At 57.6% G+C, this 11223-nt stretch carries 10 protein-coding genes; 6 read left to right on the top strand and 4 right to left on the bottom strand.

Annotated elements, in window-relative coordinates:
* The first annotated feature begins 11 nt into the window (after positions 1 to 11).
* Positions 12 to 1742, top strand: a complete 1731-nt coding sequence (locus B2M20_RS12340) for a PhoX family protein (protein ID WP_079447334.1) — start codon at positions 12 to 14, stop codon at positions 1740 to 1742.
* A 106-nt stretch (positions 1743 to 1848) separates the two neighbouring features.
* On the opposite strand, the gene B2M20_RS12335 is transcribed toward B2M20_RS12340, so the two are convergent.
* Complete coding sequence (locus B2M20_RS12335) at positions 1849 to 2190, bottom strand: hypothetical protein (RefSeq protein ID WP_201789022.1); 342 nt, start codon at positions 2188 to 2190, stop codon at positions 1849 to 1851.
* Positions 2191 to 2491: 301 nt separating this feature from the next.
* Here B2M20_RS12335 and B2M20_RS12330 point away from each other — a divergent pair, with 301 nt between their 5' ends.
* On the top strand, positions 2492 to 2731 hold the full coding sequence (locus tag B2M20_RS12330) for a DUF6894 family protein (RefSeq protein ID WP_079447332.1): 240 nt from the start codon (positions 2492 to 2494) through the stop codon (positions 2729 to 2731).
* A 182-nt stretch (positions 2732 to 2913) separates the two neighbouring features.
* Here the strand turns inward: B2M20_RS12330 and B2M20_RS12325 are convergent, their stop codons facing one another.
* On the bottom strand, positions 2914 to 4428 hold the full coding sequence (locus tag B2M20_RS12325; RefSeq protein ID WP_139372899.1) for a CYTH and CHAD domain-containing protein: 1515 nt from the start codon (positions 4426 to 4428) through the stop codon (positions 2914 to 2916).
* 264 nt (positions 4429 to 4692) lie between these two features.
* Between B2M20_RS12325 and B2M20_RS12320 the strand changes: the two genes are divergently transcribed.
* Positions 4693 to 5319: a glutathione S-transferase family protein gene (locus B2M20_RS12320; RefSeq protein ID WP_079447330.1), complete on the top strand. Its 627-nt coding sequence runs from the start codon at positions 4693 to 4695 to the stop codon at positions 5317 to 5319.
* Between the two features lie 206 nt (positions 5320 to 5525).
* Here B2M20_RS12320 and B2M20_RS12315 read toward each other — a convergent pair whose 3' ends face one another.
* The gene (locus B2M20_RS12315) at positions 5526 to 6311 is read right to left on the bottom strand and encodes an RMD1 family protein (RefSeq protein WP_079447329.1); all 786 of its coding nucleotides are present in this window, start codon (positions 6309 to 6311) and stop codon (positions 5526 to 5528) included.
* 664 nt (positions 6312 to 6975) lie between these two features.
* Between B2M20_RS12315 and B2M20_RS12305 the strand changes: the two genes are divergently transcribed.
* From B2M20_RS12305 to B2M20_RS12295, 3 genes are all read left to right on the top strand, one after another.
* Positions 6976 to 8031 (top strand): glycosyltransferase family 4 protein, encoded by a 1056-nt coding sequence (locus B2M20_RS12305; protein ID WP_079447352.1) that lies wholly within the window; start codon positions 6976 to 6978, stop codon positions 8029 to 8031.
* 30 nt (positions 8032 to 8061) lie between these two features.
* Complete coding sequence (locus tag B2M20_RS12300; RefSeq protein ID WP_079447327.1) at positions 8062 to 8754, top strand: class I SAM-dependent methyltransferase; 693 nt, start codon at positions 8062 to 8064, stop codon at positions 8752 to 8754.
* A gap of 114 nt (positions 8755 to 8868) precedes the next feature.
* Positions 8869 to 9498 carry a hypothetical protein gene (locus tag B2M20_RS12295; RefSeq protein WP_079447326.1) on the top strand — a complete coding sequence of 210 codons (630 nt, stop codon included), beginning with the start codon at positions 8869 to 8871 and terminating at the stop codon, positions 9496 to 9498.
* A 29-nt stretch (positions 9499 to 9527) separates the two neighbouring features.
* On the opposite strand, the gene B2M20_RS12290 is transcribed toward B2M20_RS12295, so the two are convergent.
* Positions 9528 to 11192, bottom strand: a complete 1665-nt coding sequence (locus B2M20_RS12290) for an aminotransferase class III-fold pyridoxal phosphate-dependent enzyme (protein ID WP_079447351.1) — start codon at positions 11190 to 11192, stop codon at positions 9528 to 9530.
* Positions 11193 to 11223 lie beyond the last annotated feature (31 nt).

The following is an 11223-nucleotide window of genomic DNA, read 5'->3' as shown; positions in this document are numbered from 1 at the left end:
GCTGGGCGAGGATTAATCGGAATGCTGGGCGACAATTAATCGGAACAGGTGGGCGGCATCATCCTGGAATAGGTGGGCGGCTTGCTCCGGAATCAGCAGGTAGTCACCATGACGGGATGCACTTCTTCGCAATCGATGGCCATACCGATGACGGGCTGCTTGTTATCAACCACGAATACGTCGAACCGCGGTTAATGCACATCTCCGCCTCCGGTCTCAAGCTCTGCGCCGAAGATGCTTATCTCATCGATGGCGGCCGACCGGCTGACGACGTGCTCAAGGAAATGAATGCGCATGGCGTCAGTGTCGTTCGAATCCGCCGCGAGGCCGGTGGCCGATGGGTGGCCGTCGCCGACCCTCGCAATCGGCGAGTCACCGCGCTGACGCCGATGGAGCTGGCTGGACCCGTGCGCGGGAGCGACTTCGTCAAAACGAAATACAGCCCAGACGGCACCTGCGTACGCGGTACGCTGGGCAATTGTGCGTCGAGCGCGACACCATGGAACACCTATCTTGCCGCAGAGGAGAACTGGGCGCTGTATTTTCGCAACGACGACAGCAAGGAAGGCAAGCCGGATCAGCCGCGGGAGCACAGCCAGTATCGGGTGCCGCGCGGCAAGACGCGCTATCATTGGGAACTGGCCGACAACGGCGACGATGCTTTCGTTCGCTTCGATGCCTCGCGTAAAACGCAAAGTCCGGCCGAGGACTATCGCAACGAGCCAAACGCCTTCGGCTGGATGGTGGAGATCGATCCGTCGCGACCCGGTGCGGTACCGGTCAAGCGCACCGCGCTGGGGCGCTTCGCACATGAGGGTGTTGTCTTCGCGCCGGCGACCGAAGGCAAGCCGCTGGTCTGCTATTCTGGCGACGATGCCATGTTCCAGTTCATTTACAAATTCGTCAGCGCGCAGCCCTATGACAACGCCAGCGCCGGTGGCCATCTGCTCGATGACGGAACGCTATATGTCGCGCGGTTCAATGATGACGGGAGCGGCGACTGGCTGGCGCTTGCGGCTGGTCAGAACGGCCTGACGTCTGAAAACGGATTCGGCAGTCAGGCCGAGGTGCTGGTCAACACCCGCGCCGCGGCGAAACATGTCGGCGCCACCCGTATGGACCGGCCGGAATCGGGTGCGATTGAGCCAACGACCGGCGCGGTCTACTTCAGTCTCACGAGCAATGTTAAGCGCAAGCCGGATGAGGTCGACAAGGCAAATCCACGCGCTGAGAATTATTTCGGGCATATCGTGCGTTGGACCGAAGAAGGCGCTGACCACGCAGCGACAAGCTTCCGCTGGGATCTGTTTGTCATCGGTGGCGACCAGGCTTCTGGCCGCGACCTGACCGGGCGTCCGCTGGACGATAACAACCTGTTCGCTTGTCCTGATGGGCTGTGGTTCGACGCCAACGGCCGATTGTGGATCCAGACCGACATCGGCGACTGCGCACTGAACAAGGGCCGCTTTGAGCCGTTCGGAAACAACGCAATGCTATGCGCAGATCCAATGACAGGAGAGATTCGTCGATTTCTGACAGGACCGCTGGGGCAGGAGATCACTGGCGTGACGACGACGCCGGACGGCCGCACCATGTTCGTCAACGTCCAGCACCCAGGTGCGCATACGAGCGCCGATGAGTTTGCGCAAGGACGTCTTGGTAGCCACTGGCCAGCCGGCGGTTCAGCGGTGCCGCGGTCGGCGACGCTTGTGATTACCCGCGAGGATGGTGGTATCGTCTGAGCTTGATCGGTCTGCTCATACCACTGCGTGGCGATGCCCGAATGATGACGAGATGGGGAAGATCCATCACGAGGACGCCTTTTCCACCCTGGATTATCGATAGAGGTTAATCCGGCCTCTGCAGATTTGGCATGGAGTTCGGTTCCAGTTCCTTCAGAGTTTGCTCAACTAAACGGTTAATGTGCGGGACGTCAGTGTGATCGCTGATCACACCCAAGCCGTTATCGCCGTTGCCGTAAGCCAGAGTGATGATACCGACACGCCGTTTTTCGACATTCAGTGTGAGCGTGTCCATATCGGTGCTGAACATCGCCTTGGTGATTTCGGCGAAGTTCCGTGATCGGTCGACAACCCTTTGCGTCCCCGTGACCGAAATTAGAAAGCCATCGTTGATCGCATTCTCAACGAGCGCTTTTGCAATCCGCTCGTGGCATAATTTCTTTTGCATGGGAGCTTCCCGCGGCATCGATAGCGATCGTAGTAACCAGCCAAGTCAAGGAGATGACGTTTCTGCATCGTCGGGAAATCCGCTCGCGGCCTTGTAATCAGCGAAGCATAGGCTCGCTTTCGTCGGCCAGAGCACCAGCTTCGGGGATGGCCAAGTAGTCAGCACCGCGGCTCTAGACGGCGTCATGACGCGGTTGTCTTCGAGGTTTACCAACCTGGCGAACCTTATCACCCGCAGACGCACGCGCGGCCGAACAAATCTGGCGCTTAAGAGTTGTATCCGATTGATCAGGGACTTGCCGATGACTCGTTACTATTTCGATGTGCGCGATGGAGATGACCTTATGCCGGATGATGAAGGGCTTGAGCTCGCTTCGTCCCATTCTGCACAGGAAGAAGCCGCGCTGTCGTTAGCTGACCTTGCAAAGGATGCCATCCGTAGCCGCCGTATCGACGGTCAGGGCGGCCTTTTAGCAGTTGAGGTTCGTGACGATAAAGGTCCTGTCTTGCAAGCACGCTTTACAGTTCATGTGAAATCATAGCCCGACCGGCCATGTTTTCGATCAACCGATTCGAAGGCAGGGTTACTGTCGGAGGGCAGCGATGCGCCCACTACGCCTGAACGAGAGGTGGGCCGACTTACAACGAAGCCACCGGACCGGAGTATGACAGACCGGCGGCTTCCGGATTTAGCCAAGCGACCGGTTCGTTCGCTGCAGAGAAGTCATGCCGTCTTCCGCAAGCGCTTCCCCGCCGCAATCACCTCCGCAAGTACGTCGTTTGCAGTAGCCTCCTCGTGGCCGATGAGGCAGCCAATCGCGAAAGCCTTTTGAGCCGCGGGGCTGGATCGCGCGAAGTCGTGTGCTTGCTGCTGATGCATCCGCATGTCGTTAAGCTCGCCGAGCCCACTCAGTAGCTTTTTCAGGGCGCGATCGAGCTTACGTCCGGATTTTCGGCCACCGATACGGAGAGCTTTAAAGAATTCGCGACCATACCGTACCTTCTTCGCTGCAATCCGCAGTTTGTGACGTCTACGCCCATCAAGCTGCTTAAACTTGCGTAACCGCTTGTTGATCTTGCGGATACGGCGCGCCAGCTCGTTCTGCGCGAACGTCCGCGCCGGGCATCCACCTAAAGCCCGCGCTAGAGCATCACTGTCGTTGTGATACCCGCTATCGAGCAGCCTTAACGCGACGTCCAGCAAAAGGCGACGGAAACGTTCGCTGTCAACGGCCGCTCTCGCGGTTGCGAAACCAGCGTTGCGGGTTCTTTCGAGCTCATTCTGCAGTATTTCGAGCTCGCGCCGATCCCTGTGCTCAGCGCGATACGAGACCAGGGCTTTCCTGACGAAAACATCATAGTCGCGCGCCTGACCGAGCTGCCCAGTGAGCCATTTCAGCTCTCGTTTTAGTTTGGTGACCTTGCCATCGTGCAATATCTTCTTGAACAGCGATAGCGACGCGCGCAGCCGTCTCAAGCCGACCCGCATTTGGTGAATGCCTTCGGGATCGCCGTGCCGCACAGCGCCATAGTTCCCCGCGATCTGGCGCAGACAGGCGAAGCTCACCGCGACAAAAGCTTCGGTGACCTTGGCCTTTTTCGCAATCACGACAGGCTCGGAAAAGACAGGGGCATCCAGCGTGCCCTCGAGCAACGCATAGCCTCGCTCTGCCTTGGAACCCACGGACAGCGTGATGGGAACGCTGCGCGCTAGCTTTTCTGCAAGTCGTGCCGCGTCACGCCGATCACCATATTTCAATTCGATCTCGATTTCCGCCAGGTCGAGCTTCGCATCCATGGTGGCCACGCGACCTTGATCGAAGGCAAGTTCAATATCGCTGTTGCCAAAATGCAAGGGAATGACCACGCGCTCCACCTGCGTCTCGAAGACGGGACTCAGCCGCTCTGTAAGCTCGGCAGTCAGTAGGGGCGCGAGTGCAGTGCCGCGAGCGAACTCCAGATTTGGCTGATCGCGGTCAATCGCTGTTTCCCACTCGTCGCGCGTTATAAGCGCACTGGAATTGGCTTTGATGGTTTGAAGTCGATGTCCGTCAACCTTGCGTACCCGCAAGCTGACGCCGTGTTCGCGCAAAACGAAATCGTCGGTGTCGAAATAGACCGATGTGAGTGCTTGCTTGCGGCCGCTTTCGCTGGCCTGCTTTTTTAGCCAAGGCAGCATCATTGCCCGGTGCAGACCGTTTTTCGACGTGGCGAGCTTGAGTTCGATCTCCGTGCCCACGGGTTGTTTATCCTCTGACAAATCCAAACTCAACGTTCTGATGGCGAGGCGTTTTAATGCTAGTTATGTGGGGTGGCTGTCTCCGTCGGTCGGTAGATCTGTCCGCTTTTCAGGCCCTCGACACTGACCAAATGAGCCATTTCCTTACGAAGAGAGATAGGGTAACGGCGCAGCAACGGTTTCGTCTGGATTATTGAACTCTGGCATACGATCGACAAGCGTGGCCCGCGCAGCCAGAACCCAAGCACAGAAGGAGAATATCAGATGCCGACCCTCTACACGATGCCTGGCACTTGTTCGCTTTCTCCGAACATCGCCGTCGCGTGGCTCGATGCCCCGGTCGCAATCCACAACATTCCCTATGGCGACCAGAAAAAGGAATATTATCTCGCTATCAATCCTCGGGGGCAGGTGCCGGCGCTACGCTTCGAAGACGGGGACGTGCTGACCGAGGTGACGGCGATCCTCGCCTGGCTCGGCGCCACCTATGGTAAGGAGGGCTATGCGCCCAGTAGCCGGCTCGGCCGCAAGGAAGCCGAAGCGCTGGCCTACATGAGTTCGGAAGTCCATGCGACTTATGGAGGCCATTTCAACACTCCAAAGTTTGCGGAGAGCGCGGCGGCGCAGGATGAGGTTAAGCGCAAGACCTATGAGAAACTCGCCGATCAATACGGGCGGTTAAATGGCATTCTGAGCGAGAATGGCGGCGAATGGTATCTCGGCCAGCGTTCCTTCGCCGACACCTTCCTCTATGTGCTGACGCGCTGGATAGAGAAGACGCCGCTGTCAATCGGCAACTATCCGGCGCTGAAAGCGTACCGCGCGCATATGGAAGCGGACGAGGGGGTGAAGCAAGCGCTCGCGCGGCAAGCCATGGAGCCGATCGGATGAGCGAGGAAAAAACGGGCTGACATTGTGAGACATTCGGGCGTGCCCCACAAAGCTGCTAGTGCCGTCGAACCGACGATCTGGCGAACGACCTCGCCTGGCTTACTGAGGTCTCCAAAAGGCCGGCTGCACTGTTCGCGGCTCCTTTGCTGGCGAGCTTCCGAACCGATCGGGATGGTGCGGCCTCGGGAAGCGGAGTTAACAGCAGATCAATGGCCTCCAGCAGCATAAATTTGATAAAAGGTGACGATAATCTCGACCGCAATCAACACGACGATAATAAGTTCAAGGTGCAGCGATCGGCGTGTATCGATGATGTCAGCGAGAGTGTTGGCCGTTTCGGCCACTACGGCGAGCTTCCGATTGAGCGCATCAACGCGCTCTTTTAGTTCGTATTCGTCTTCGAGCCGTGCATAAAGCCGCTCCAGATCTGGACGGTCCCACAAAACATCCGGCTTTTCCGCTACCGCAACGCGGCCTGATACACGGTGCTGTACCAGCAGAGCATTTCCGAGCAGTTTCAGCATCCCTTTTCGGTTACGCCGAGTACGTCCGCGATCTGCCAACTCTTTTGCAAAAGGCTCGATGATCTCGAACACTTTTGCCACTTCGCGTTCGTCATGGGCAAGCACAACGCTCTTCGCAAGGGCATCGGCAACGACTAAAAGCCTGTCGGGCGACATGTCCCGCAACTGAAGCGGACCTCCCGCCTGAACCTGATCCTCGGTTTCACTAGTGATCGTGACAATCGCTGCTTCTTCCTCAAAACGCGCGAGCTGGCCACCGATCCGGGGCTTCAACGCTTCCAAAAAGTTGACTTCTTCTTCGGGTGAAAGGCCGATCAGCACCGCGACGCCGTAGCGAAACAAAACAGCGACACGAGCCTCACCAATCCGGATCGCGAGGGGAAGAGCCGAAAGCACTTCGCCTTCGAACCCCACCGTGTTGATCCGGTCTCCAATATACAGGGCATGCGCGGTGACCCGCGTACCCATTTCCGCAGAGAAATCCGCTGGTGTGCTCACCACGTATCGTCTCCGCGCGTCATGCTTTTTCTTTCACCTTATGAAGGGCGATAGCATATCATCAGAAGTGACAGCGATTGTGACGATCATAAAACACAGGGGCGCCATGAGACAAACCGATGTCGCTTGCACGAAGTGCGGAGCCGGGTTCCGGCGACTAGAGTTGGTGTCGTTGCCCAATCAAGGCGGCGAATTCCGATGCCCGCTCTGTGGTGAGGTTTTGGAAGCCTTCAATGGAGACGAAGCGTTCGTCACCCATCGCCTCACGGTTCCGCCTCAAAAGAAAAGGCCCGGCGCAGCCGCTGCACCGGGCAAGTCGGGAGCGGCTGGCCCAAAGGGGTCGGAGGACCTAGCGTCCAAGAAGTGATCTACTGATGATTCGTGACAGCCAGATTTCATGCAGGCATAGATCTTTGCTTATCTCGGAACCGTCTCTGCGGCCTTGGATGACCGGTCAAGGTCGCAGGCTCGTCTAAGTTGCAGACCATTAGCGAAAGCTCCGCAAAGCTAATGGCCGTGATGTTCGATAGAATGTCGCATTGGAAGATGGACCGTCCATTGTCGATGCGTCATACGCTTGAAACATCGTTGGGCGAACGTCGTGGAATTGAGAATCACAAAACTCGAGACCTCGATGCGAATTCTGGTGGCGACCGATGCCTGGCATCCGCAGGTTAACGGCGTAGTCCGCACATTAACGTCGCTGGCCCGCAGCGCGTCGGCGCTTGGAGCTGACATCAAATTTTTGACCCCGGAAGGCTTTCCGTCAGTGCCTCTTCCAACCTATCCGGGGTTGAGAGTAGCCTTACCAAGCCGCGGCGAAATTGCCCGTAGGATAGAAGCGGCGTCACCGGATGCCATTCACATCGCGACCGAGGGACCGGTCGGTTGGATGGTGCGAGATTATTGTTGTCGTCGGAAGCTGGCCTTCACAACCTCATATACAACGCGCTTCCCGGAATACATCGCCGCACGCTCGATCATCCCGTTGTCGATGAGCTATGCGGTACTCCGGCATTTTCATGCGGCTGCGGCCATGACGATGGTTGCCACTTCCTCGCTCAGGCAGCAATTGACCGCGAGAGGCTTCAAAAAGCTCGGAACCTGGACGCGAGGGGTCGATACCGAGCTATTCACGCCCGATGGTGCGTCCGAGCTCGATTTGCCGAGACCTATTTTTATGAGCGTAGGTCGTGTAGCGGTCGAAAAGAACCTTGACGCGTTTCTTTCGCTGAACTTACCGGGATCCAAGGTAGTGGTCGGCGACGGGCCACAGAAGCCGGAGCTGGAAATCCGGTTTCCGAAAGTCAAGTTCCTGGGCGAGAAGACTGGTCGTGAACTCAGCGCGCACTTGGCCGCGGCTGACGTCTTTGTTTTTCCAAGCCTGACGGACACATTCGGCATTGTGCAACTCGAGGCGCTGGCATGTGGCACGCCTGTTGCTGCATTTCCGGTTACCGGTCCGCTCGATGTGATTGCCGATTTTCCGGTTGGTGCATTGGATATGAACTTAAGAAGCGCCTGCATCCGCGCACTCAGGATTTCACGCGAGGCTTGTAGGGATTTTGCCTTGCAACGCTCCTGGGAAAATAGCGCAAGGCAGTTCATCGGCAATCTTAGTGCATTGCAGCCGAGCCGTTCATTGCGACCTCGCGGCCGCCTGATGGCGCCCAGTGCTGCGCAGGGCTAACCAGGCGAGAAAGAGGAAATCGAAATTATCATGGCAGAAATCTTTAAGCTGGATGACGTCGAGAAGTTGGACTTCGACCGTGCGACGGTTGAGCAGGCTTACGATCGTTGGGCTCCGGTTTACGACTTCGTGTTTGGCGGCGTGTTCAGCAAGGGTCGCAAGGCGGCTATTCAGGCAACCAACAGGGTCGGCGGGCGCGTGCTTGAGGTTGGCGTCGGCACGGGAATCTCGCTGCCGCAATATGCATCCCACCTTCGCATCTTCGGTACCGACATTTCGGAAGCGATGTTGCAAAAGGCGAAACGCAGGGTCAATGATCTCGGTCTAAAGAACGTCGAAGAACTCGCGGTCATGGATGCGGAGAAGCTCGAATTTCCGGACAATTCATTCGACGTGGTGATGGCGCAATATGTTGTGACGGCGGTACCGAACCCGGAAGCAGCCCTTGATGAGTTCGCTCGCGTGCTACGGCCGGGCGGCGAACTGATAATCCTGACTCGGATCAGCGCCGATGCCGGGGTGCGCCGCTTCATCGAGCGTCGATTGCAGCCCGTGGTACGTCCTCTCGGCTTTCGGACAGCCGAATTCACCTGGTCGCGCTATGCGCAATGGTTGGCAGGTGCAGCCGAAATGGAATTGGTGGAGAACCGGCCGATACCGCCGCTCGGCCACTTCTCGCTGCTCCGTATTCGAAAAACCACGACGACAGTCACGCCTGATTAGACGATAGAGGTCCGCGCGAGCGCATCCTCGCGACGCGTCTTGTGACATTTGCATAATGTCATCTTGCGTACATCGAATCCTTGTAAACCGAATAAACCGTATTCTGGACAGAGAATGAATATGAGCTTTCGAGAGCAGTTGCGCACTCAACGGTGGGATGACCATCGCTTTTACCATCACAGCCGCATCAACCAGAGCCTGCACTTTGTCAGCGCCTTCAGCTTTCTCGTTGCATATGCATTGCTATTCGTCGATCCGGTTGCCGCCGCATTGGTCGGCTGGCTGTTCTCTATGACCACAAGGCAGGCGGGTCATTTCTTCTTCGAGCCGAAAGGTTATGACCACGTCAATCAGACGACTCACGACCACAAGGAGGATATCAAGGTCGGATATAATTTGAATCGGAAGATCGTTCTGATGGCCATCTGGGCGCTTTCGCCGCTGGTTCTCTTCTTCGACCCGACACTGTTTGGTGTCTTTACGCCATGGGCCTCGCCGGCTGATTTCATGCGGCAAGTCGCCAAGATATGGCTCGCAATTGGAATTGGCGGCGTGCTGTTTCGAACCGTTCATTTGTTCTTCATTCGCGATGTCGAGACCGGTCTTGTGTGGATGACCAAGATCCTGACTGACCCGTTTAACGATCTCAAACTATACTACAAAGCACCGCTGTATTTGATGAAGGGCGAGTTGATCGATCCAGGCCTTGGACAAGTACAAGTGCGTAAAGCGCGCTCGAACTGAAAATGATCCGCACGACGACGGTCGCTGGCTTACCGCGGCCGTCGTCGCGTGATCATCTCCCTCAGGATTTGCCGGCGTACGCTCTTGTTGGTGAGCGAAGGACTGTGCCACCACCAGCCATCCCGCTTCATGTTTTCGGCCGCCGTCACGAAGCGATCGGCGACTACGGAAAAGTCAGCGTCGTTGTAATTCAGGCTGAAGATCAGACGACCGGTACCAACCCAACTCAAGGCGAGCCCTTCGGCCCGCAGATAATATTGAAACATCCAGTTGTAGCGGGACGGCTCAGTATAGTGCACCGTCCAGATCGACGACAGGTTGCTAACCCGCACCGCAAGGTTTCGCGCGCTCAGCAGGTCATTCAGCTGCTTGGCGCGTCCGTTCCAGGTCTCATCGAGGCCGTCATAAATCGACAGGAAGTTCGGATCGGCGAGTCGACTCAGGAACTCGTTCATCGCCGTCATGACGTAGGGATGCGAATTGAAAGTACCGCGGGCGAAGCAGACGTCGGCGGGACGATCGTCGCGGAAGCGTCGCATCAGATCCTTACGACCGCAGACCGCACCTACGGGAAGACCGCCGGCGAGGCTCTTGCCATAGGTCACCATGTCGGCGCGGACGCCGAAATATTCCTGCGCGCCCCCGGCGGCAAGACGGAAGCCAACGAAGATTTCGTCGAAGATCAGTACGATGCTCCGCTCGGTGCAGACCTCGCGCAGCCGCTTCAGCCATTCTCCGTAGGCGGCGCGGTCGAGTTGGCTTTTGCGAGAGCTGTCGACCAGGGCGGAATCAGCCGGTGCATTGCCGTTGGGATGAAGTGCCTGCAAGGGGTTCACGAGAACGCAGGCGATATCGCGCCGCGTCCTCAGGACATGGAGCGTCCGCTCCGACATGTCGGCAAGAGTATAGGTTTCGTGCGGAGAAATTGGATTGCCCACGCCAGGCTGAACGTCGCCCCACCACCCATGATAAGCTCCGGCGAAGCGAACCAGATGCGATCGGCGCGTATGATAGCGGGCGAGCCGCACCGCCTGCATCACGGCTTCGGTGCCGGACATGTGAAACGAGACTTCGTCAAGACCGGAAATCTCGCAGAGCCGGCGCACATTGTCCGTAATCACGGGATGGTAGGGGCCGAGCACCGGCCCCAACGCATGGGCGCGCTTTTCCGCGGCGGCGATGCAATCCTTGTAGAAATCGTTGCCGAAGATATTGACGCCGTAGGAGCCGGCAAGGTCGTAGAAGACATTGCCATCGACGTCGGTGACAGTGACGCCGCACGAGGACTGCATGAAGGCGCTGGTCGAAAGATGCTCCCGCACCATCCGGCTGTACTGAAAGGGCACCCGATAGGTCTCGGTGAATCGCAGGTCGGAGATTCGGCTCGACGCGTCTGCGGTCAGTTGTCGACCCTTGGCGTAGCGTTCTTCATAAAGGCGGGCGAGCCGAAAGAAGGCTTCCCGCCTTTGTTTGACGACTTCGCGCGGCGCGCCGTCGGAACCGAAGAAGTCATTGTTATCGAACTCGTAGAACGGCAGCAGCCGGGCAACGGTCCTGGACAACTTGGAATGACCGGTCAGCGAGCGGTGTTTGGCCCGCGAAAGCGCCAACCGGGCGTTCAGTTTGGGAAAGGCAACTGCTGCGCCGGCAACCGCGGCGGCAGACAAGGCCAGAATCGGAAGAGGCAAATCCATGCCGCCAGCGCTATCCAACGCCTCTGACAGG

Origin of the sequence: Nitrobacter vulgaris (genome assembly GCF_002028545.1) — a bacterium.
GTDB classification, from domain to species: Bacteria; Pseudomonadota; Alphaproteobacteria; order Rhizobiales; family Xanthobacteraceae; genus Nitrobacter; species Nitrobacter vulgaris.
Note: the sequence above shows the minus strand (reverse complement) of the source record. Positions and strands in the feature narration are given on the sequence as shown.